Here is a 21336-nt window from a genome sequence, read left to right on the forward strand (position 1 = left end):
CTATTTGGCTCCCTTGTTGGTCCCCGCGAACTCGTCGCGGTGCTCGTCGGACACGCCGGCCAGATTCAGTTCGAAGGTGAAGCCCTGCTCCATGCGGTAGCGCGCGTTGACGGGCTGCACGTCGATGAAGTTCAGCGCCTCCTTGGCGGCGCGGATGACGCGGGTGTCCTTGCTGGCGATGTCGCGGGCGACGCGCAGCGCAGCCTCGTCGAGCTCTTCGCGCGGGACGACCTCGTGCACCGAACCGAAGTGCTGCAGTGTCGTCGCAGGCACGGTGGCGGCGGTGAAGAACAGCCGGCGCATCATGTGCTGCGGGACCAGGCGGGACAGGTGGGTCGCCGCGCCCAGGGCGCCGCGCTCGACCTCGGGCAGACCGAACTTGGCATCGTCGGAGGCGACGATGACGTCGGCGTTGCCGACCAGGCCGATACCGCCACCGACACAGAAGCCGTTGACCGCCGCGACGACCGGGACCTGGCATTCGTACACCGCGCGGAATGCCTCGTAGCAGCCACGATTGGCGTCGATCAGCGCACCGAAGCCCTCGGTGTTCTGCATTTCCTTGATGTCGACGCCGGCGTTGAAGCCACGTCCCTCGGCGCGCAGGATCACCACGTGGGTGCTCTTGTCGCGCCCGGCCGCAGTGATCTGATCGGCCAACTCGAACCAACCTGCCGACGGGATGGCGTTGACCGGCGGGTAGTTCACGGTGACCGAGACGATGCCCGGTTCGACTGTTTTGGTGGTGATGGTCATCAGTCACTTCCTGGGGGACGGGTACCTAAGCAAGCACTTGCTTGGTACGCTAGCACAGTGACTGCTGGAATCAATCTGCAATTGGCCGGGCGCGTGGTGCTGGTCACCGGCGGTGTGCGCGGCGTCGGCGCCGGCATCAGCGCGGTGTTCGCCGAGCAGGGCGCGACCGTCATCACCTGCGCGCGGCGCGAGGTCGAGGGGTTGCCCTACGAGTTCCACGCCTGCGACGTTCGTGACGACGCGGCGGTCAAGGCCATGATCGACGCCATCGTCGCCAAGCATGGCCGACTGGACGTCGTCGTCAACAACGCCGGTGGCTCGCCATTCGCGCTCGCTGCTGATGCATCGGCCAAATTCAGCACCAAGATCATCGAGCTCAATTTGATTGCGCCGCTGCTGGTTTCGACCCACGCCAACGCGGTGATGCAGCAGCAGCCCGAGGGTGGCGTGATCGTCAACATCTCCAGCGTCAGCGCGCACCGACCGACCCCCGGCACGGGCGCCTACGGCGCTGCCAAGGCCGGCATCGACAGCCTGACCACGACGCTCGCCGTCGAATGGTCGCCCAAGGTCCGGGTCAACTCCGTGATCGTCGGCATGGTCGAGACCGAGCAATCCGAGCTGTTCTACGGCGATGCCGAGTCGGTGGCCGCCGTCGCCGCGACGGTTCCGCTCAAGCGGCTGGCCAAGCCGGCCGATATCGGCTGGGCCGCAGCATTTTTGGCCTCCGAGGCCGCGTCGTACGTCAGCGGTGCGTCCCTCGAAGTGCATGGCGGCGGCGAGCCGCCGCAGTACCTGGAAACGTCAAGCGCCAACAAGTAGGGCGGCCAGCGCCCGTAAAACAACCACAGTAGGAGAGATCAATGGGATTGCTCGACGGCCGCGTGGTCATCGTGACGGGCGCCGGTGGCGGAATCGGGCGTGAGCACGCGCTTGCGTTTGCCGCCGAAGGTGCCCGCGTCGTGGTCAACGACATCGGCGTCGGCCTGGACGGTTCGCCCGCCGGTGGCGGTAGCGCCGCGCAGAACGTGGTCGACGAGATCGTCGCGGCCGGTGGCGAGGCTGTGGCCAACGGCTCGAACGTCGCCGACTGGGAGCAGGCCGCGGCCTTGATCCAGCAGGCCGTCGACACGTACGGCACGCTCGACGTGCTGGTGAACAACGCCGGCATCGTCCGCGACCGCATGTTCGCCAACGCCACCGAAGAGGAATTCGACGCCGTCACCGCGGTGCACCTCAAGGGGCACTTCGCCACCATGAAGCACGCCGCGGCGTACTGGCGGGCCAAGGCCAAGGCCGGTGAAACCGTCGACGCGCGCATCATCAACACCAGCTCGGGCGCGGGTCTGCAGGGCAGCGTCGGCCAGGCCACCTACAGCGCCTCCAAGGCCGGCATCGCTGCGCTGACGCTGGTCGCCGCGACCGAGATGGGCCGCTACGGTGTCACCGCCAACGCCATCGCGCCGTCGGCTCGCACCCGCATGACCGAGACCGTCTTCGCCGACGCGATGAACACCCAGGACCAGGCGTTCGACAGCATGGCCCCCGAGAACATCTCGCCGCTCGTGGTGTGGCTGGGCAGCGTCGAGTCGCGCGACGTCACCGGCAAGGTGTTCGAGCTCGAGGGCGGCAAGATTCGCGTCGCCGAGGGCTGGGCGCACGGTCCCGAGATCGACAAGGGCGCCAAGTGGGACCCGGCCGAGCTGGGCCCCGTGGTCGCCGATCTGCTCACGAAGGAGCGTCCGCCGGTTCCGGTCTACGGCAGCTGACCGCGGGTGCCCATCTGCGTTGACTCGGAACTGGCGGCGCAAAACATCGAGTAACCACCGCCATGAGTTCAGAGTGAACTCGCCAATGACGGCGCACCGCGTTGATCTGGAAACCAGGGCGTCACCCTGCCACCAGACAGGCACTGCAAAAAGCTCCCCCAGAACGAATCTCGTTCTGGGGGAGCTTTTTTTGCTGCGGCTACTTGGCGGAGTCGGCCTTGGCGGCCTTGTCCTTCTTCTGCTTCTTGGGCTTCTCGACCTTGGGCTTGTCAGCCGTCTCGGACTTGTCCTTCTGCGGCTTGTCCTTCTTGACCTTGGTGTCGTTGCCCTCGGCACCCTTGTCGCCGGCGTTCGGCTTCGGAGAGTCCTCGGTCTTGGTGTCGCCGGCCTTGGTGCCATCGACCTTGGTGTCATCGACCTTGGTGGTGTCGACCTTGGTTTCCTCGGTGGCCTTGACCGCCTTGTCCTTGGCGCCGGTCACGGCAGTCTTCCTGGCGGAGACCTGCTTGGCGATCGTCGGCGTCACCGAGGGCTTGTCGGCGCTGTCGGTGTCCTTCGCCGCGGCGGCAGCGTTGGGCGTGACGGCCTGCACCGACACCGGCGGCGGCGCCGCCTTGAAGACGGTGCCGGTCTGGACGGACTTCACGACGCTCTTGACCACGTTGATCGGCAGGTTCACCGCGGCCTTGGCTGTGTCGAACACGCCGTCGCGAATTGCGTTGGCGATGTTGGCGATATTGCCGGTGCCGAGGGCCTTGGCCACGTTGTACAGCGCCATCTGCGGCACCTTGACAGCGTCGCGGACGTTGACGAACAGCTTGGTGGGCAGCGCAGGATTCTGCGTGACGGCGACGCCGCCCCAGTTCTCCAGGGTCCAACCGTCCTCGGGGTTGCCGGTCACCTTGACGATGTCGGTGTTGCCCAGGGGGTGCTTGAGCATCAGCGTGAGGTCGGGGTTCTCCACGTTCATCAAGGTCCAGGCCATGATCGACATGCCATGTGCGAACGCGACGGGGTTCTGTGCGCCGCTGGCGTAGATGTCGTCGACCGCGCCGTTGAACCGGTCTTGGAAGACCGCGCCGTTGGCGTCGGGTGAACCGGGCATCGGCATCAGGAGGTTGCCGGTGGCCCAGGACAGCGGGATCAGCGCGTACAGGATGCGGGCAAAGCCGGAGTCCTGCGACTGGCCTTCGAAGATGCCGGCCTGGACCTCGTGGAGGCCGCTGAGGACGGTCACCGGCATGCCGGTCGCGGTGGCGTACGGCGCCGCGGTCTGCTGGGTACGCACCATGTCGGAGGCGAAGATGGCGTCGTGCGCCAGGCCGTCATTGGCGAGGACGCCTGCCACGGTCTGGGCCTGGGTCTGGCCCGTCGCGGTCAGGTCGGGACCCGGGATCTTGGTGTCGATGAGGCCCGAGGCGTTGCCCTGGGATTCGCCGTGGCGGACGAATGTGATGGTGATGTTGGTCGCGGCCCAGGCAGAGAATGCGGAGGTCAGGAACATGAACACAGCGGCGACCAAAACGGCCGCTCTGCGTAGTGCGCTTCTGAATGTTCGGCTGTGGGACAGCCCCCGACGGAACATCGATGACATAGACGGCTCCATAGTGTTGCCCTGGATGTGTGCAGGGCCACACTATGTACACATCTGTGAATCTGTCTAGTCTGTGCCGTCAATTAGCTCCGAAAACTTGCTGACCACGGGCCGTCGCGCCCTAACCTCCTGGGTGGTGCTGCTGCCACTGGAAGCCGGCGACGTCGTATTGGCTCACGGCTTTGTCGGTGTTGCCCCGGTTCGGATTCAATGCGCTGCCCGCGTAGTGCTGTTCGGCATTGGCGAACCCAGGGCTACTGAAGCCCGGCGGCTTCAGGGCGGGGTCGTCGCTGGCTTCCTTGCCCGGTTGGCCGGTGGTGCCGGGGGCGTGCGGGTTGTCGGCGAGTGCGATGCCGGCGGGTGTCAGCGCGACAAACACAGTGACCAGGCAAGGCAGGATGATCGAGCGCTCCATGAGTTTTCTCCGATCGTGAAAGTCCCCTCTCTAGACCACGATCGCCAGGCCTGACTGGTTCAGCGCCAGCAACCTTGTCGCGAATCCAAAAACTCCCCTGGCGCGAATGCGGTCCAGGGGAGCTTTTCGGGTCTGTGATCAGGCCGGGTCGAGCAGGATGATCGGAATCTTCCGGTCGGTGTGCGAGCGATAGTCGACGAAGTCGGGGTACATGGCGTCGAGCTTGGGCCAGTACTCGTCACGTTCGGCGTCGGTGGCTTCGCGGGCGGTCAGCTGCAGCTTTTCGCCACGCACCTGGAACTTCACGCTCGGGTTGGCAACCAGGTTCAGGTACCACATCGGGTGGGTGTCGCGGCCGCCCTGCGAGGCGACGACGACGATCCGACCGCCTTCGCGCAGGTACAGCAGCGGGCTGTCGCGCGGCTCGCCCGACTTGCGCCCGATGGTCGTCAAGATGCCGACCGGCGGAGGGGTGGCGACAGGCTTGGAGCCGAGCCGCCACTTGGCGCCGATGCGGCCGTCGGTGGCGCGGAACGCCCAGGTGTTGATCCGCGACATCCACTTGAAGCCGACCTGCATCCCCTTGGAATTCAGGATCTTCAGCTGCCTGTCGTTCATTTCCCCGTCGGCCATGGTGGCGACCCTGCTCCTAGATGCGCTCGATGATCGTGCCGGTGGACAGCGCACCGCCGGCGCACATCGTGATCAGCGCGGTCGACTTGCCGGTCCGTTCCAGCTCGTGCAGCGCGGTCGTGATGAGCCGCGAGCCGGTCGAACCGACCGGGTGGCCCAGCGCGATGGCGCCGCCGTTGACGTTGACCTTATCCATGTCGGCCTTGTGCACCTGAGCCCAGGACAGCACGACGGACGCGAAGGCCTCGTTGATCTCGACCAGGTCGATGTCGGCCATCGACATGCGCGCCTTCTCGAGCACCTTGGCAGTGGACTGCACCGGGCCGTCCAGGTGGTAGTAGGTCTCGGCGCCGACGTTGGCCTGCGCGATGATCCGGGCGCGGGGCTTGAACCCGAGCGCCTTGGCCTTGTCCTCGTCCATCCACAGCACCGCGGCGGCACCGTCGGAAATCTGCGACGAGGTGCCGGCGGTGTGGATGCCGCCCTCGATCACCGGCTTCAGCGAGGCCAGGCCCTCCAGGGTGGTGTCGCGCAGGCCCTGGTCGCGGCTGACCAGATTCAGCTCGGCGGTCGGCTGCTTGTTCTCGTCGATGACGGGCGCCTCGATGGGCGAGATCTCGCGGTCGAAGCGGCCTTCGGCCCAGGCCTGCTTGGCCTTGGCCTGCGAGGCGAAGCCCAGCGCGTCGATGTCGGCGCGGGTGATGCCCCGGCGGTTCGCGATGCGCTCGGCTGCGTCGAACTGGTTGGGCAGGTCGATGTCCCACGATGCGGCGCGGGCGCCACCGCCGTTGGAGCCCAGGGGCACCCGGCTCATGGCCTCGATTCCGCAGGCGATGCCGATGTCGATGGCGCCGGTGGCGATCAGGCCCGCGATCAGGTGGTTGGCCTGCTGGGCGCTGCCGCACTGGCAGTCGATGGTGGTGGCGCCGACATGCTCGGGCAATCCGGCGACCAGCCAGGACTGCCGAGTGATGTTGTTGCCCTGCTCGCCGTACTGCGTGACACAGCCGCCGATGAGCTGCTCGATGTCGCCGGCGTCGAGCCCGGCCTTCTCGACGAGCGCCTTCTGCGTCGCGCCCAGAAGCTCGGTTGCGTGCAGGCCGGACAGCCAACCTCCCCGCTTGCCGATCGGGCTACGAGTGGCTTCAACGATGACAGGATTACCCATGAGGTCAGGCTAGAACACGTTTCATTAGTCTGACAAGCAACGATTGGGTTGGGCCTTTGATCTGCGGTGAAGGCATGTTTCAATGGTCGCAACAGGAACTAGAAGGATTTGTCTCGGAACCCAGTTCTGAGGCGTTGGATTCCCCAAGGAGACACCATGCCCTGCCCGATTCCGTCCGATCTCGACTTGCTGGACGCCAACTTGAACCTCGAGCGACTGCCCGTCGAGGAGCTCGCCGAGCTGCGCAAGTCCGAGCCGGTGCACTGGGTCGACGTGCCCGGCGGCACCGGCGGCTTCGGCGACAAGGGCTACTGGATCGTCACCAAGTACGACGACGTCAAAGAGGTGTCGAAGCGCAACGATATCTTCGGCAGCGCGCCCGATGGTGCGATTCCGGTCTGGCCGCAGGCCATGACCCGCGACGCCGTCGATGTGCAGCGCGCGGTGTTGCTCAACATGGACGCCCCGCAGCACACCCGGCTGCGCAAGATCATCTCGCGTGGTTTCACCCCGCGCGCCATCGGCCGGCTGCAGGCCGAGCTGAACGAGCGGGCCCAGAAGATCGCCGAGACCGCGGCCGCTTCCGGTACCGGCGACTTCGTCGAGCAGGTCTCCTGTGAACTGCCGCTGCAGGCCATCGCCGGCCTGCTCGGTGTGCCTCAGGAAGACCGCGACAAGCTGTTCAACTGGTCCAACGAAATGACCGCCGGTGAGGACCCGGAGTACGCGCACATCGACCCGGCTGCGTCCTCGTTCGAGCTGATCACGTACGCCATGAACATGGCCGCGGAGCGGGCCAAGAACCCGACCGACGACATCGTCACGCAGCTGATCGAGGCGGACTTGGACGGCGAGAAGCTGTCCGATGACGAGTTCGGCTTCTTCGTGGTGATGCTGGCGGTCGCCGGTAATGAGACCACCCGTAACTCGATCACCCACGGCATGATCGCGTTCGCGCAGAACCCGGAGCAGTGGGAGCTCTACAAGAAGGAACGCCCGGAGAGCGCAGCCGACGAGATCGTCCGTTGGGCCACACCGGTTACCGCGTTCCAGCGCACCGCTCTGGAGGACACCGAGCTCGGTGGCGTGACGATCAAGAAGGGTGACCGGGTCGTCATGTCCTACCGTTCGGCCAACTTCGATGATGAGGTGTTCGAGGACCCGCACAGCTTCAACATCATGCGTACGCCGAACCAGCACGTCGGCTTCGGCGGCACCGGTGCGCACTACTGCATCGGCGCCAACCTGGCGCGCATGACCATCAACCTGATGTTCAACGCCATCGCCGACAACATGCCCGACCTGGTCTCGATCGGCGAGCCCGAGCGGCTGAAGTCGGGCTGGCTCAACGGCATCAAGCACTGGCAGGTCGACTACACGGGCAAGTGCCCCGTCCAGCACTGACGGCAACTGAGCGAGTAGCCCGGTAACACGAATCAAGGAGGATTCGGGTGGATTTCACACCGAGCCCGGAGCAGCAGGCTGTCGCCGACGTGGTGACATCCGTGCTGGAGCGGGAAAACACTTGGGACGCACTGGTTTCCGGTGGCGTCGTGGCGCTTGCGGTGCCCGATCGCCTGGGCGGTGACGGGCTCGGGCTGCTGGAGGCGGCCACCGCGCTGACCGAGATCGGTCGGCGCGGCGTCACCGGGCCGGCGCTGGCCACCATCGGGCTCACCCTGGTCCCGCTGCTGGAACTGGCCACGGACGCGCAGCAGGACCGGTACCTGGCCGGGGTGGCCAAGGGTGCGGTGATCTCGGCCGCACTGGACGAGCCCGGTGCCCAGTTGCCCGAAGCGCCGTCGACCAGCTTTGCCGGTGGCAAGCTCAACGGCACCAAAATCGGTGTGGCCTATGCCGAAACCGCGCAGTGGCTGCTGGTCACCACCGACAGCGGTGTGGTCGTGGTGTCACCGCAAGCCGCCGGTGTCACTGTGACCGCGACCCCGACGGCGAACGGTTCCGATGAGTACGTCGTGACCTTCGCCGACGTCGTGGTGCCCGACGAGGACGTCCTGGCCGGCGCAACGGCTACGCGGGTGAATCAGTTGGCGCTGGCCATGATCGGCGCGTTCGGCGCCGGTCTGGTGGCCGGTGCGCTGCGTCTGACCGCCGACTATGTCGCGACCCGGGAGCAGTTCGGCCGGCCGCTGTCGACATTCCAGACCGTGGCGGCGCAGCTGTCCGAGATCTACATCGCCTCGCGGACAATCGATCTGCTCGCCACGTCGGTGGCGTGGCGGCTCTCGGAGGGGCTGGATGCCGCCGAGGACTTGGAGATTCTCGGGTACTGGCTGACCTCGCAGGCCGCGCCGGCCATGCGACTGTGCCACCACCTGCACGGCGGCATGGGCATGGACATTACCTACCCGATGGACCGCTACTACTCGTCGATCAAGGACCTGACCCGTCTGCTGGGTGGTCCGTCGCACCGTCTGGACCTGGTGGGAGCCTGATGTACATCGAACTGACTCCGGAGCAGCGCAAGCTGCAAGCTGAACTGCGCGAATACTTTTCGACGCTGATCAGGCCCGAAGAGGCGGCGGCGATGGAGGCCAACCGGCACAACGACGCCTACCGGGCCGTTATCAAGCGGATGGGCGCCGACGGCAAGCTCGGCGTGGGTTGGCCCAAGGAATACGGCGGCCTGGGCTTCGGCCCCATCGAGCAGCAGATCTTCATCAACGAGGCGAACCAGGCCGACATCCCGCTGCCGCTGGTCACCCTGCAGACCGTGGGCCCGACCCTGCAGGTGTACGGCACCGAGGAACAGAAGAAGAAGTTCCTGCCCGGAATCCTCTCCGGTGACATCCATTTCGCGATCGGTTACTCCGAGCCCGAGGCCGGTACCGACCTCGCCTCGCTGCGGACCACTGCGGTACGGCACGGCGACGAGTTCATCGTCAACGGTCAGAAGATGTGGACCACCGGCGCCCATGACGCCGACTACATCTGGCTGGCCTGCCGCACCGACCCGACCGCGGCGAAGCACAAGGGCATCTCGATCCTGATCGTCGACACCAAGGACCCGGGCTACTCGTGGACCCCGATCATCCTGTCCGACGGTGCCCACCACACCAATACGACGTACTACAACGACGTGCGGGTGCCCGCCGACATGCTGGTCGGCGGGGAGAACGGTGGCTGGAAGCTGATCACCACCCAGCTCAATCACGAGCGGGTGGGGCTGGGGCCCTCCGGTCGCGTCGCGGGCATCTACGACCAGGTGCACTCCTGGGCCTCGAAGCCCGGGTCGAACGGCGTCACGCCGATCGACAATGCCGAGGTGCGCCGGTTGCTCGCCCAGATCAAATCGATCTGGCGCGTCAACGAACTGCTCAACTGGCAGGTCGCGTCTTCCGGCGAGACCATCGCCGTCGCCGACGCGGCGGCGACGAAAGTCTTTTCGACCGAACGCATTCAGGAAGTCGGGCGGCTGGCCGAGGAGATCGTCGGCCGCTACGGCAACCCGGCTGACGCGGACACCGCGCACCTGCTGGTGTGGCTGGACAAGATGACCAAGCGCAACCTGGTCATCACCTTCGGTGGCGGGGTCAATGAGGTCATGCGCGAGATGATCGCGGCATCGGGCCTCAAGGTGCCGCGGGTTTCGCGGTAAGGGAGACAAGCGATGAGTGATCTTCAGGCCGGCATCGACGAGATCGTCGCCGCCGGGCGCAGCAAGCCGACCCTTAGCCGGGATCCGGTGAACCAGCCCATGATTCACCACTGGACCGATGCGATCGGCGACAAGAACCCGATCTACGTCGACGAGGAGGCCGCCAAAGCTGCCGGGCACCCCGGCATCGTGGCGCCGCCGGCCATGATCCAGGTCTGGACCATGATGGGCCTGGGCCGCACCCGGTCCGACGACGATCCGCTGGCCCGGATCATGAAGTTGTTCGACGACGCCGGGTACGTCGGCGTCGTCGCCACCAACTGCGACCAGACCTACCACCGCTATCTGCAGCCGGGAGAGCGCGTCAGCATCAGCGCCGAGGTCACCGATGTGGTGGGCCCGAAGCAGACCGCGCTGGGCGAGGGCTACTTCGTCAACCAGAAGATCCGCTGGCATGTCGGTGACGAGGAAGTCGCCGACATGGACTGGCGCATCATGAAGTTCCTGCCCGCCAACAAGCAGGGCAAGGAAGCTGCCGAAACCGGTTCGATCCCAGCAGATCTGGACCCGGACAAGCTGATGCGTCCGTCGTCGTCGCGCGACACCCAGTTCTTCTGGGACGGCGTCAACGCTCACGAACTGCGGCTCCAGAAGCGGCCCGACGGCTCGCTGCAGCACCCGCCGGTGCCCGCAATCTGGCAGGACAAGGACGCCCCGATCGACTACGTCGTCTCGTCGGGCCAGGGCACCGTGTTCAGTTACGTCGTGCACCACGCACCGAAGGTGCCCGGCCGCAGCCTGCCGTTCATCATCGCGCTCGTCGAGCTGGAAGAGGGCGTGCGCATGCTCGGTGAGCTGCGCGGCGTCGAGCATGACGACGTGAAGATCGGAATGCCGGTCTCCGCCACGTTTATCGACTTCCCGGACAGCGACATCAGTCCGGCCTGGACCCTGTACGCATGGGAAGGAGCGAAGGAGTGAGCACCCAGTCCGATGTCGCCGCCGGAGCGGCTCCGACCGTGGGCACCAAGCTGCCCGAGCTCTCCATCTACGGTGACCCGACCTTCATCGTCTCGACGGCCATCGCCACCCGGGACTACCAGGACGTGCACCACGACCGGGACAAGGCACAGGCCAAGGGCTCCAAGGACATTTTCGTCAACATCCTGACCGACACCGGTCTGGTGGGGCGTTACGTCACCGACTGGGCCGGCCCGAACGCCATCATCAAGTCGATCAAGCTGCGCCTCGGTGTGCCGTGGTACGCCTACGACACCATCACCTTCCGCGGTGAGGTCACCGCTGTCGAAGGCGACCTGGTGACGCTGAAAGTGGTGGGCAGCAACAGTCTTGGCGATCACGTCATCGCCACGTCCACGCTCACGATGGGAGCCGCGCAGTGAGCATCTCCGGCAAGGCGGTCATCGCCGGTATCGGCGCCACCGACTTCTCCAAGAACTCCGGCCGCAGTGAACTGCGGCTGGCCGCCGAGGCGGTCACCGACGCCCTGAACGATGCGGGCTTGTCGCCCAAGGACGTCGACGGACTGGTGACCTTCACCATGGACTCCAACCTGGAGACCGCGGTGGCCCGCTCCACCGGTATCGGCGAGCTCAAGTTCTTCAGCCAGATCGGCTACGGCGGCGGTGCCGCGGCCGCGACCGTCCAGCAGGCTGTGCTGGCGGTGGCATCCGGTATCGCGGAAGTCGTTGTCGCATACCGGGCTTTCAACGAGCGTTCGGAGTTCCGCTTCGGCCAGGTGATGACGGGTCTGACCGTCAACGCCGACTCCCGCGGTGTCGAGTACAGCTGGTCCTACCCGCACGGGCTCAGCACCCCGGCCGCCTCGGTGGCCATGGTCGCGCAGCGCTACATGCACGAATACGGCGCTACCAGTGCCGATTTCGGCGCGGTGTCGGTGGCCGACCGCAAGCACGCGGCGACCAACCCGAAGGCGCACTTCTACGGCAAGCCGATCACCATCGAGGACCACCAGAACTCGCGGTGGATCGCCGAGCCGCTGCGCCTGCTGGACTGCTGCCAGGAGACCGACGGTGGCGTCGCGATCGTCGTCACCACGCCCGAGCGCGCCAAGGACCTCAAGCAGCGTCCGGTCGTCGTCGAGGCGGCGGCGCAGGCTGCCGGCGAGGACCAGTTCACCATGTACTCGTACTACCGCGACGAGCTCGGCCTGCCCGAGATGGGCCTGGTCGGCAAGCAGCTGTGGGGCCAGAGTGGCTTGACGCCCAACGACATTCAGACCGCGGTGATCTACGACCACTTCACCCCGTACACGCTGCTGCAGCTCGAAGAGCTCGGCTTCTGCGGCCGGGGCGAGGCCAAGGACTTCATCGCGGGTGGCGCGATCGAGCTCGGTGGCAAGCTGCCGATCAACACGCACGGCGGTCAGCTCGGTGAGGCGTACATCCACGGTATGAACGGCATCGCCGAGGGCGTCCGCCAGCTGCGCGGCACCTCGGTGAACCAGGTGCCCGATGTCGAGCACGTGCTCGTCACCGCCGGCACCGGCGTCCCGACGTCGGGCCTCATCCTGGGCTGAGTCTCCTTCACGAGCAGACACAAAACTGCCCCGCTTCTACGGAAGAGGGGCAGTTTTGTGTCTGGTCACGATAGGTAGTCGGGTAGTCCTACTCATCCGGATCGGTGCCACTCGGCGCGATGATGTCACGATGACCGAACCGCAGCGGGCGATGGTTGCCCGGCTTTCCCAGGATGTCGCAGCGATGTCCCATCACCTGGCCTGGGTGTCGGCCTGCCTCACTGAACTCGATCGGTCGATGGCGCACCAGCAGCCGACGCCGCAGCCCGTCGCGTACGCGGCACCGCAGCAGTATTGGCAGCCGGCCCAAGCCACGCCGGTCACGGCACCGCAGCCGGCACCTCAGCCCCAGCCGCAGCAGCCATCCCCGCCGCGGCCGGAGCGCTCGGAGGGCTGGATCGGCAAGGTGCTGGCCGCCGCCGGTGTCGCGGTGACGCTGATCGGCGTCGCCCTGCTCTTGGTACTGGCCGCGCAGGCCGGGCTGTTGCGGCCCGAGTTCCGCGTCGGCGCGGGGGCGGTGCTGGCCGCCGGTCTGGTGGTCGGGGCGATCCGGCTGAAGACGCGGCCCGGTGGGACGGTGGGGGCGGTTGCCCTGGCCGCCACCGGTATCGCCGCCGCATACATCGACGTCGTCGCGGTCACGACGGTCTATGAATGGCTTTCTGCGCCAGTCGGTTTGGTCTTGGCGGCGGTGATCGGCGGCGGTGGTCTCACCCTGGCCCGGCGCTGGGACTCCCAGCAGCTCGCGCTGTTGGTGCTGGTGCCCTTGGCGGTGCTGGCGCCGGTGGTGGCCGACGGTGTCTCGCTGTTGCTGATCGGGTTCATGCTGGCGCTGTCCGCGGCGTCGCTGCCGGTGCAAATCGGCAAGGATTGGGTCGCGATGTTCGTGGCCCGGACCGTGGTCTGCACCCTCCCGTTGCTGGTGGCGCTGGCCTCGGCCTCATTCGGCACCAACCGCAGTCCGGGACTCGCGGGCGCCTGCGCAGCCGCAGCCGTCCTCGCCGTCGCCGGTGCGCTGATCCTGTTGCCCAAGACGACCAACCGCACACTGCTGGCCCTGGCCACCGCGGGCGGTGCGCTGCCGGTGCTGTTCATCGCCGGGGTGGTCCGCCCGATGATCGCCGCATCGATCATCGCCGCGGCGGCGGCCCTGTTCCTCGCGGTCGTGCTGGCCGGCAACCGGCTGCCCGGGCTCGCCGGTGTGGTGCAACGGATCTGGTCGGCGGTGTCGGCGGTGTGCGCGCTGGTCGCGGTGCTGGTGGCCTTCGACGGCAGGACCGGCGGCGCGGTGCTGCTCGCAATGTCCGTCGTGGTGGCCGTCGCAGGCCGTCGCGACGCGATCGCCCGCTGGGTGGCTGCCGGGTTCGGCGCCGTCGGCGGTGCCGTCTACCTCAGTTACTCGCCGCCCGAGTTGTTGTTCCGCGCGGTGGAACTGAGCACGCGCAGCGCGGCCTCCACGATCATCTCCAGCATCTTGGCCGTGGCTGCGGCGGTGGCGGTCGTGTGGTCGTGGGCCGGCAAGCGTGACGATGACGAAGTCCGGCTGATGTGGGCCGGCGCGGTCGTGGTCGCTGCCTACGCGTCCACCATGCTGACCGTCACCGCCGGCGTACTGATCGGCGGCGTGAAGGGCGGTTTCTTCGCCGGCCACATGGTCGCGACGATCGGCTGGATCGCGGTGGCGGCAGCACTGTTCGGGTACGCGGCGCGCCAACAGAAGGCGCAGCGGTCACTGCCGATCGGCGGCGGCCTGGCGCTGGTGGCCGCGGCGATGGCCAAGCTGTTCCTCTTCGATCTCGGCACCCTGAACGGCATGTTCCGGGTGGCGGTGTTCATCGTCGTCGGCCTCGTGTTGCTGGCCATGGGGACCGGCTACGCCCGGCTGCTCGCCCGACAGGATCAGCCGAATCCGTAGGCAGCCCGCGCAAACGACCGCACCGTCATTTTGCGTCGGGTAGGTGCCCGTCGGGGCGGTAGGCTCGAACGGACGCGGTATGTCTGGGGAAGGGGGCCGTGTCTATGGGGATTCAGCCGGACAGCAGTCCGTTCGGATCGCAGACGGTGACGGGGCCGGGGTGGCCCAACGTCAATGAGGAGCAGCTCGAAGAAGCGGCCGCGCACTATACGAAGCTGGCCACCAAGATCACCGGATCAGTGGTGCCGCAGCAGACCAGCCAGCTGATGAATCTCACCGGCCAGTGGATGGGCGCGGCTTCTGCGGCGGCGGCAGGTGAGGCCGGCACCATCATCGGCGGTCACGAGGCCAACGGCGCGCAGGCGGCGGCCATCGCCGCCAAGCTGCAGTCCATGGTGGCCGCGGTCATCAAGACCAAGAACCTGGTCAACGCCACCGCAGAGGAAGTCCAGGCGGAGTGCATGGCCCTGTCAGCGGCGCCGTTCCCGAACGTGCAGGAGCTGATCCAGAGCCGGATCAAGATGGGCCTGTCCCAGAACATCGCCGCCGTGACGGCCAGCGCCACCGAGGTGGCCAACTTCGTCGGCGCACCCCCGAGCATCCCGACGCCCGGCGTGCCGCCGCAGGTCGCGGAGACAGCGCAGAAGACCGCGGAGTCGGCGTCCAAGGGTGGCGATCAGATGGGCCAGATGATGGGCCAGATGATGCAGATGGCCGGACAGCTCCCGCAGATGCTCGGACAGCTGCCGCAGCAGGCCATGCAGCCGCTGCAACAACTTTCGCAGCCGCTGCAGCAGTTGACATCCCTGTTCTCCGGCGGTGGCCAGGGCAAGGCCGGACTCGGCGCCTCGCCGTTCGGCGCGTTCTCGAACCATCCGTTGGCCGGCGGGTCCGGTGCGGCGCACGGCGCCGGCTTGATGAAGGGCGGCATGCCCGGCGGTGGCGGCGGTGTCGGCGCGGCCTCCGTGCAGACGCCTCTGCTCGCCAAGATGGTCGGTCCCGGCGCGGGTGGACCCGGAGTCATGCCCGCAGGGGTGGCCGGCGGCATGGGCGCCGGTGGCCTGGCCCCGGTCGCAGCCGCCGCTGGTGCCGGCGGCGCGATGGGTGCCATGGGCGGCATGGGGCACCGCGAAGGTGGTGGTGGCGGCGGTCGGATCAACCAGCTGGCCGTGCCCGAAGCGCTGGACCATGGCTCATATGACGAAGACGTCGACGACGACTGGTGATTAGGGGGGATATCTGATGGGTTCACCGTTGCAGACACCGGACAACATCAGCTGGAATGCGGCATCCGTCGAGCTGCCCGACATGCCGATGATCCAGCCCGGCGAGGACGCCATGAGCGCGACCATCGCCGCCGTGCTGCCGGCCATGGCCGCTGACATGACCGCCAACGTGGCCTCGTTGCAGGCCAAGGAGGGCATGTTCTCCGGCAAGGTCGACGCCGCCCAATCGGCATACGACAAGGGCGACAGTCAGGGTGGGCAGGGCGTCGGTCAGCTGGGTCAGATGCTTGGCCAGCTCGGTCAGATGGGTCAGCAGGCGGGTCAGATGGCCGGCCAGGGCGGCGGCATGGGTCAGATGGGTCAGCAGGCCGGTCAGTTCGGCCAGATGATTCAGCAGGCCATGGGCAAGGGCGGCGGCAAGGAAGGCGGCATGCCGGGCGGGGAACCCTCGGAAGGTCAGCCCGGTGGCCCGGCCGGCGGCGGCGCACCGATGTCCCCGGAACAGCGTCAGGCTCAGCAGGACGCCCGGGAGAACCAGCAGAACGACCGGCAATCCCAGCAGGACAACCGGCAATCTCAGCAGGACAACCGGCAGTCGCAGCAGGATCGGCGTGAGGCCCAGCAGGATGCCCGCGACTCCCGTCGGCACAGCTCCGCTCCGGTCCAGCCGCCGGCGGCCGGGCCCAGTGCGGGCACGGCCAACCCGGGACCCGCGCCGATCGCCCCGGTGGCCCCGCCGCCGCAGCGTGGCGGTGACGTAAGCCGTCAGATGTAGTTACGTCAAACAACAAGCCAGACAAAGAAATTGGGGCCAGTCGCGAAGATCGCGACTGGCCCCAATTCGATGTTCGATCGTTAGGACGCCGGTGCCGGGGTCGGGATGACCGGGGCTGCAGCAGGAGCGGCCTGCTGGTTGCCGGCCGGGGCGGCGGTGCCCTGACCCGCGCTGGACGCGGGCTGGCCGGCGATGGCCTGGCTCGGAGCCGGGGCCGGAGCCGGAGTCAGCGGAGCCTGCGAAACGGCGCCACCGGCAGTGGCGGCGGTGCCCGGGCCGCTTTCGGCGGCGGTGGGAACCGGAGCCGCTTCCTGAGCCTGGCCGGCAACCGGAGCCGTGGCCGGGGTGCCCGCCGGAACCTGAGCGCCGGCCGGAGCCGGAGCGTCAGCCGCAGGGGTGCCCGCCGGAGCCGGAGCAACCGCCGGGGTGCCGGCCGGAGCCGGGGTGCCAGCGGGAACCGGGGTACCGGCAGGAACCGGGGTGCCAGCGGGAACCGGGGTACCGGCAGGAACCGGGGTGCCGGCCGGGGTGGCAGCAGGGGTCTCACCGTTCGGCGTCGCCGCCGGAACCGCACCGGTGGTGGTGCCGGCCGTAGGCTGCGCACCCGTGGCGGCCGGAACAGTGCCCGCCGGGGTGGCGCCGGGCACGGCGCTGCCGAGGCCGGCGGGAGCAGCTGCCGGGGTGGCAGCGGGGGTGGCGGCGGGCGCAGCAGCCGGAGTCGCGGCAGTGACCGGGGTGGCGCCACGGGCCGGTGCGGTGCCCGGAGCAGCAGCAGCGGGGGCTTCAGTGCCCTGCCACTTGATCACTTCGCGGTCTCCGTCGGTGTACACGACGCTGGTCGGAGCAGCGCCCGTCACGTCGAAGTAGATCTTGCCCTTGGATTCCTGACCTTCGGAGAGGCCGGCGGGGTTGATGCCCTGCGGGGAGGCGACGCCCCACAGCACGCGGTAGTTGTCACCGCTTGCGGTGCGGGCGTTCAGGTTCGGCACGAACGGCTGCGAGTTGCCGCGCTCAGCCGTGTACTCCGCCGTCGCTTCCCACAGCGTGCCGTTGAGGTGCTCCGACAGGACATCGGTGCTGGGCTTGAGGTTGCTGATCTCCCATTCCCCGACCGTGTTTCCGTTGACGAGCTTGCCGTCCGCGCCGAACGCCACGGTGGTGGGGGCGGGCGCGACACCTGCGGGCTGAGTGGAGTCTGCCAGCGCGAACGGTGTGGCGATCAGGCCGAATGCGGCGGCTGCGCCGACAGCGATGGTGATCTTGCGGGTATTCATGGTGATGTGGCTCCTCTGTCTCCAAGTCGTCCGACGGGCGGCTTCCCCCACGGAAGTTGAGTCTCGTGTAGTCGGATGAATACTGACTACTACGCAAGCTAGCAGGTTAAGCGTCAGCTGTGGATGCAGGCAGACGCCGCAGCGGTGACCCGGCCGCTGCCCCTAGTTTGCCGGAATCGGCCGCCGTTTGGGCGGCCGATTCCGAATATGTCCTGTTCAGGACGCGGTGAGCTCGATTCCAGCAAGCACGACGACATTGTCTCGGCTCGGCGCCGTCAGCACGCCGGTGATTCGTTCACCGTCACGCCAAAGGTTGGCCTGCAAGGTTTCACCCGGAATCACGGTGCCCGCGAAGCGCGCGCCGTAGGACCGGACCCGGCCGGCGTCGCCGTCGAGCACGTTGTCGACGATGGCCTTGCAGCCGATGCCGTAGGTGCACAAGCCGTGCAGGATCGGGCGGTCGAAGCCGGCGGCCTTGGCGAACGCCGGGTCCGAGTGCAGCGGATTACGGTCGCCGCACAGCCGGTACAGCAGCGCCTGCTGCGGCAGCGTGGGCAGGGCGATCTGCAGGTCCGGTGCGCGGTCGGGCTCGGCCGCCGAGGTCGACGGGCCGCGGTCGCCGCCGAAACCGCCCTCGCCGCGGGCGAAGATGGACCGCTTCTGCTTCCACAGCGGAGCGCCGTCGAGGGTGGTCACCGTGGTCTCCGACCAGATGACCGCGGCCTTGCCCTTGTCCCAGATCTCGGTGAACCGGGTGACGGCGCGGCCCGTGCCCGACGGCGGGATCGGCGCGTCGGCGTAGATCGCCTCGCTGGCATGCAGCACCCGGCTCAGCTCGATGTCGATGCCCGGGAACTTGACCGACGGCGCCTTGGTCTCGTGGAAGCTCTGTGCCACGTTGCCGAAGGTCGGCAGGACCTGCGGCTTGTCGTCGATCAGATAGCGCAGCTCGCGCTCGCTCATGGGGTCGGCGCCGGCGCCCAGGCCCAGGTGGTACAGCTGCACATCGCTGCTGCTCCACGAGAATTCGACGGGTGCGAGTTCGGCTCCGATGGCCTCATCGAGATTGATCGGCATGTCAGCCCTTTCCTGCCACGTGGAGTGCCGCCAGGTATCCGAAGGTCATGGCGGGGCCGATGGTCCCACCGGGGCCGGGGTAGGTGTGGCCCATCACCGGTCCGCTGGCGTTGCCCGACGCGTACAGGCCCTCGATCACGGAGCCGTCCTCACGCAGCGCGCGGCCGTGGATGTCGGTGACGATGCCGCCCTTGGTGCCCAGGTCGCCGGGCACCATCTTGGCCGCATAGAACGGGCCGTGCTTGATCTCGCCCAGGTTCGGGTTCGGCTTGTTGGTGGGGTCGCCGTAGTAGCGGTCGTAGGCGCTGTTGCCACGGCCGAAGTCCTCGTCGACGCCGCCGCGGGCGAAACCGTTGAACCGCTCGATGGTCGCCTTGAGCTCGTCGACGGGCAGGTTGGTGAGCTCTGCCAATTCTTCGATGGTGTCGGCCTTGACGACGACGCCGGCCTCGGTCCACTTCTTCGGAATGCGTTGTCCCGGTTGCAGACCCGCGAAGATGTAGCGGTTGCGGTACTGCTGGTCGAAGAGCAGCCAGGCCGGCACGTTCTCGCCGGGGCCATCGCCCTGGCCGTACTGGCCGCCGTACATGTGGTGGCACGCCTCGACATACGGCATGGATTCGTTCATGAACCGCTTGCCGCTCAGGTTCACGATGATCGAGCCGGGGGAGTTGCGCTCGGACAGCGCGAACCACGGGTTGTCGGGCAGCGGCACTGTCGGGCCCCACCACGCGTCTTCCATGATTTCCAGTGCCGCACCGAGCTTTTCGGCGGCCAGGATGCCGTCGCCGGTGTTGGCCTTGGCGCCAACGGTCCAGTCGGTGGTGATCGGCTGACGCTGGTACTTGGTGCGCATCTCCTGGTTTTTCTCGAAGCCGCCGCTGCCCAGGATGACCGCCTTGCGGGCCCGGATCAGTTGCGGTTCAGCGCTTTCCGGCGCATTCGTGTCACGGACATAGATGCCCGCAACCCGGCCGTCCTCGTAGTAGAGGTCGGTCAGCGCGGTGTTGAGCTCGACGGGGACGCCGGCCTTCTGCAGGCCGATGCGCAGCGGCGCGATCAGGGCGCGGCCCATGCCGACCAGGTTCTTGCCCGTGATGCCGGCGAAGGTGGCGCGGATGCCGACCTTCAGGCTGCGCAGCACGCCGCGCGGGTGGCGCTTGAGCTGGTTGAGGCGGACGTAATCCTGTTGCATCACAACCATGTTCAGCGGCACCTTGCCGTACGCCGGCTCCAGGCCCTTCTCGTCGACCCCGAGCTTCTTGGCGTTGAACGGCTTGGGCTCGACGGACCGTCCGCCGGCGCGGCCGCCCTCGGTCTCCGGGTAGTAGTCGGAGTAGTTGGGCACCCAGCACAGCTTCAGTGGCGAGTTCTTGAGCACGAACGACAGCATCTCGGGGCCGCGCTGCAGATAGGTGTCGATCTTCTCTGCGGGCACCACGTCGCCGACGATCTTGTGCAGGTAGGTGCGGGCCGCTTCCGGGGTGTCCTTGACCCCCGCACGCTGCAGAATCTCATTGTTCGGGATCCAGACGCCGCCACCTGACCGCGCAGTGGAACCTCCATAGTGTGGGGCCTTTTCAACGACTACTGTCGAAAGGCCCTGATGGGCTGCGGTGAGGGCGGCGACCATACCGGCTGCACCGCTGCCGACGACGACAACGTCGTACTCCTGTCCAGTCATGTAGAACACGTTATAGAATTGCCCGGCCTGTGGACAACTGCGCCGGTCCATGAAGTTAGGGGAATTCACGAATGCTGTCCGACAACGTGCGTGCCGAGCTCGCCGCCTCGCTGGCTCAAGCTGAGCGCAGCCGGGTCGCGATGTCGCCGATGACCGACACGTACACCGACATCGACGTCGTCGACGCGTACGAGATTCAGCTGCTCAACATTCGTCAGCGTGTCGCAGAAGGTGCCCGCGTGGTGGGACACAAGGTTGGCCTGTCCAGCGAGGCCATGCAGAAAATGATGAATGTGGATGAACCCGATTACGGGCACCTCCTCGACGACATGCAGGTATTCGAGGACCAGCCCGTGCTGACCTCGAAGTACCTGTTGCCGCGGGTCGAGGTCGAGGTCGGGTTCGTGCTGGCCGACGATCTGCCCGGGGCCGGCTGCACCGAGGACGACGTGCTGGCCGCCACCGCTGCGTTCGCCCCGGCCATCGAGCTGATCGACACCCGCATCACCAACTGGCAGGTCAAGTTGTGCGACACCATCGCCGACAACGCGTCCTCGGCCGGCTGGGTACTGGGTAAGGAGCGGGTGTCCCCGAAGGACGTGGATATCACAGCCATTCCGGCCGTCCTGCGGTGCAACGGCGAGGTGCTCGGCGAGGGCCGCAGCGACGCGGTCCTCGGCAACCCGGTCACCGCGGTGGCGTGGCTGGCCCGCAAGGTCGACCAGTTCGGTGTGCGCCTGAAGGCCGGTGACGTGGTGCTGCCCGGCGCCTGCATGCGGGCGTTCGATGCCAAGCCGGGCGACGACTTCGTCGCCGAATTCGCCGGATTGGGTTCCGTCCACCTGTCTTTCGCCTAATACCCAAAGTTTCA

The 21336-nt window shown here is 67.2% G+C and carries 20 protein-coding genes; 12 read left to right on the plus strand and 8 right to left on the minus strand.

Translation table 11 applies throughout. The features are described from left to right. Window positions 1–756 (minus strand): (7aS)-7a-methyl-1,5-dioxo-2,3,5,6,7,7a-hexahydro-1H-indene-carboxyl-CoA hydrolase, encoded by a 756-nt coding sequence (gene echA20, locus TL10_RS03845; protein WP_043400318.1) that lies wholly within the window; start codon window positions 754–756, stop codon window positions 1–3. Between the two features lie 57 nt (window positions 757–813). On the opposite strand from echA20, the gene TL10_RS03850 reads away from it, so the two are divergent. Together TL10_RS03850 and TL10_RS03855 are read left to right on the plus strand one after the other, a co-directional pair. After that, entirely contained in the window at window positions 814–1578 is a 765-nt protein-coding gene (locus TL10_RS03850; protein ID WP_043984577.1) for an SDR family oxidoreductase, read from the plus strand. A 41-nt stretch (window positions 1579–1619) separates the two neighbouring features. After that, entirely contained in the window at window positions 1620–2525 is a 906-nt protein-coding gene (locus tag TL10_RS03855) for an SDR family oxidoreductase (RefSeq protein WP_043400312.1), read from the plus strand. Window positions 2526–2724: 199 nt separating this feature from the next. Here the strand turns inward: TL10_RS03855 and TL10_RS03860 are convergent, their stop codons facing one another. From TL10_RS03860 to TL10_RS03875, 4 genes are all read right to left on the minus strand, one after another. Continuing rightward, entirely contained in the window at window positions 2725–4029 is a 1305-nt protein-coding gene (locus tag TL10_RS03860; RefSeq protein ID WP_234711359.1) for a histidine phosphatase family protein, read from the minus strand. Window positions 4030–4240: 211 nt separating this feature from the next. After that, window positions 4241–4534, minus strand: a complete 294-nt coding sequence (locus TL10_RS03865; protein WP_043400307.1) for a transporter family protein — start codon at window positions 4532–4534, stop codon at window positions 4241–4243. A gap of 138 nt (window positions 4535–4672) precedes the next feature. Beyond that, a complete protein-coding gene (locus TL10_RS03870; RefSeq protein WP_043400301.1) occupies window positions 4673–5167 on the minus strand; it encodes a nitroreductase family deazaflavin-dependent oxidoreductase in 495 nt (164 codons plus the stop codon). Window positions 5168–5183: 16 nt separating this feature from the next. Beyond that, a complete protein-coding gene (locus TL10_RS03875) occupies window positions 5184–6335 on the minus strand; it encodes a steroid 3-ketoacyl-CoA thiolase (protein ID WP_043400299.1) in 1152 nt (383 codons plus the stop codon). A 156-nt stretch (window positions 6336–6491) separates the two neighbouring features. Between TL10_RS03875 and TL10_RS03880 the strand changes: the two genes are divergently transcribed. From TL10_RS03880 to TL10_RS03920, 9 genes are all read left to right on the plus strand, one after another. Beyond that, complete coding sequence (locus TL10_RS03880; RefSeq protein WP_043400296.1) at window positions 6492–7739, plus strand: cytochrome P450; 1248 nt, start codon at window positions 6492–6494, stop codon at window positions 7737–7739. Between the two features lie 47 nt (window positions 7740–7786). After that, window positions 7787–8791 (plus strand): acyl-CoA dehydrogenase family protein, encoded by a 1005-nt coding sequence (locus TL10_RS03885; protein WP_043400293.1) that lies wholly within the window; start codon window positions 7787–7789, stop codon window positions 8789–8791. Further along, entirely contained in the window at window positions 8791–9954 is a 1164-nt protein-coding gene (gene fadE29 / locus TL10_RS03890; protein ID WP_043400290.1) for an acyl-CoA dehydrogenase FadE29, read from the plus strand. Before TL10_RS03885 ends, fadE29 begins: the two co-directional genes overlap by 1 nt. A 12-nt stretch (window positions 9955–9966) precedes the next feature. Then, the gene (locus TL10_RS03895; RefSeq protein ID WP_043400288.1) at window positions 9967–10935 is read left to right on the plus strand and encodes a bifunctional MaoC family dehydratase N-terminal/OB-fold nucleic acid binding domain-containing protein; all 969 of its coding nucleotides are present in this window, start codon (window positions 9967–9969) and stop codon (window positions 10933–10935) included. After that, window positions 10932–11357 (plus strand): MaoC family dehydratase, encoded by a 426-nt coding sequence (locus TL10_RS03900; RefSeq protein ID WP_276525125.1) that lies wholly within the window; start codon window positions 10932–10934, stop codon window positions 11355–11357. The genes TL10_RS03895 and TL10_RS03900 overlap by 4 nt, the downstream gene beginning before the upstream one ends. A 2-nt stretch (window positions 11358–11359) precedes the next feature. Further along, window positions 11360–12514 (plus strand): 17-hydroxy-3-oxo-4-pregnene-20-carboxyl-CoA lyase, encoded by a 1155-nt coding sequence (locus tag TL10_RS03905; protein ID WP_192830173.1) that lies wholly within the window; start codon window positions 11360–11362, stop codon window positions 12512–12514. Window positions 12515–12644: 130 nt separating this feature from the next. Beyond that, a complete protein-coding gene (locus tag TL10_RS03910; protein WP_043984580.1) occupies window positions 12645–14429 on the plus strand; it encodes a DUF2339 domain-containing protein in 1785 nt (594 codons plus the stop codon). A 104-nt stretch (window positions 14430–14533) separates the two neighbouring features. Further along, a complete protein-coding gene (locus TL10_RS03915) occupies window positions 14534–15655 on the plus strand; it encodes a hypothetical protein (protein WP_043400280.1) in 1122 nt (373 codons plus the stop codon). Window positions 15656–15671: 16 nt separating this feature from the next. Then, window positions 15672–16430: a PE domain-containing protein gene (locus TL10_RS03920; protein WP_043984581.1), complete on the plus strand. Its 759-nt coding sequence runs from the start codon at window positions 15672–15674 to the stop codon at window positions 16428–16430. Between the two features lie 80 nt (window positions 16431–16510). Here TL10_RS03920 and TL10_RS03925 read toward each other — a convergent pair whose 3' ends face one another. The 3 genes from TL10_RS03925 to kstD form a co-directional block, all read right to left on the minus strand. After that, entirely contained in the window at window positions 16511–17704 is a 1194-nt protein-coding gene (locus TL10_RS03925) for a DUF1942 domain-containing protein (RefSeq protein WP_052506295.1), read from the minus strand. 216 nt (window positions 17705–17920) lie between these two features. Next, window positions 17921–18781, minus strand: coding sequence for an enoyl-CoA hydratase ChsH3 (locus TL10_RS03930; RefSeq protein WP_043984582.1), 861 nt, complete (start codon window positions 18779–18781; stop codon window positions 17921–17923). A gap of 1 nt (window position 18782) precedes the next feature. Then, entirely contained in the window at window positions 18783–20465 is a 1683-nt protein-coding gene (gene kstD, locus TL10_RS03935; protein ID WP_043984672.1) for a 3-oxosteroid 1-dehydrogenase, read from the minus strand. A 71-nt stretch (window positions 20466–20536) separates the two neighbouring features. Between kstD and TL10_RS03940 the strand changes: the two genes are divergently transcribed. Then, complete coding sequence (locus tag TL10_RS03940) at window positions 20537–21322, plus strand: 2-keto-4-pentenoate hydratase (protein ID WP_043984583.1); 786 nt, start codon at window positions 20537–20539, stop codon at window positions 21320–21322. The last annotated feature ends 14 nt before the right edge of the window (window positions 21323–21336 follow it).

Source organism: Mycolicibacterium llatzerense (genome assembly GCF_000878195.1).
Classification (GTDB): Bacteria; Actinomycetota; Actinomycetes; order Mycobacteriales; family Mycobacteriaceae; genus Mycobacterium; species Mycobacterium llatzerense.

Excerpts from the sequence above, each read along its gene's own strand:
- TL10_RS03930 (WP_043984582.1), bottom strand. The coding sequence starts at position 18,781 with ATGCCGATCAATCTCGATGAGGCCATCGGAGCCGAACTCGCACCCGTC.
- TL10_RS03940 (WP_043984583.1), top strand. The coding sequence starts at position 20,537 with ATGCTGTCCGACAACGTGCGTGCCGAGCTCGCCGCCTCGCTGGCTCAA.
- TL10_RS03910 (WP_043984580.1), top strand. The coding sequence starts at position 12,645 with ATGACCGAACCGCAGCGGGCGATGGTTGCCCGGCTTTCCCAGGATGTC.
- TL10_RS03895 (WP_043400288.1), top strand. The coding sequence starts at position 9,967 with ATGAGTGATCTTCAGGCCGGCATCGACGAGATCGTCGCCGCCGGGCGC.
- echA20 (WP_043400318.1), bottom strand. The coding sequence starts at position 756 with ATGACCATCACCACCAAAACAGTCGAACCGGGCATCGTCTCGGTCACC.
- TL10_RS03880 (WP_043400296.1), top strand. The coding sequence starts at position 6,492 with ATGCCCTGCCCGATTCCGTCCGATCTCGACTTGCTGGACGCCAACTTG.
- TL10_RS03920 (WP_043984581.1), top strand. The coding sequence starts at position 15,672 with ATGGGTTCACCGTTGCAGACACCGGACAACATCAGCTGGAATGCGGCA.
- TL10_RS03875 (WP_043400299.1), bottom strand. The coding sequence starts at position 6,335 with ATGGGTAATCCTGTCATCGTTGAAGCCACTCGTAGCCCGATCGGCAAG.
- TL10_RS03870 (WP_043400301.1), bottom strand. The coding sequence starts at position 5,167 with ATGGCCGACGGGGAAATGAACGACAGGCAGCTGAAGATCCTGAATTCC.
- TL10_RS03865 (WP_043400307.1), bottom strand. The coding sequence starts at position 4,534 with ATGGAGCGCTCGATCATCCTGCCTTGCCTGGTCACTGTGTTTGTCGCG.
- kstD (WP_043984672.1), bottom strand. The coding sequence starts at position 20,465 with ATGACTGGACAGGAGTACGACGTTGTCGTCGTCGGCAGCGGTGCAGCC.
- TL10_RS03855 (WP_043400312.1), top strand. The coding sequence starts at position 1,620 with ATGGGATTGCTCGACGGCCGCGTGGTCATCGTGACGGGCGCCGGTGGC.
- TL10_RS03915 (WP_043400280.1), top strand. The coding sequence starts at position 14,534 with ATGGGGATTCAGCCGGACAGCAGTCCGTTCGGATCGCAGACGGTGACG.
- fadE29 (WP_043400290.1), top strand. The coding sequence starts at position 8,791 with ATGTACATCGAACTGACTCCGGAGCAGCGCAAGCTGCAAGCTGAACTG.
- TL10_RS03860 (WP_234711359.1), bottom strand. The coding sequence starts at position 4,029 with ATGTTCCTGACCTCCGCATTCTCTGCCTGGGCCGCGACCAACATCACC.
- TL10_RS03925 (WP_052506295.1), bottom strand. The coding sequence starts at position 17,704 with ATGAATACCCGCAAGATCACCATCGCTGTCGGCGCAGCCGCCGCATTC.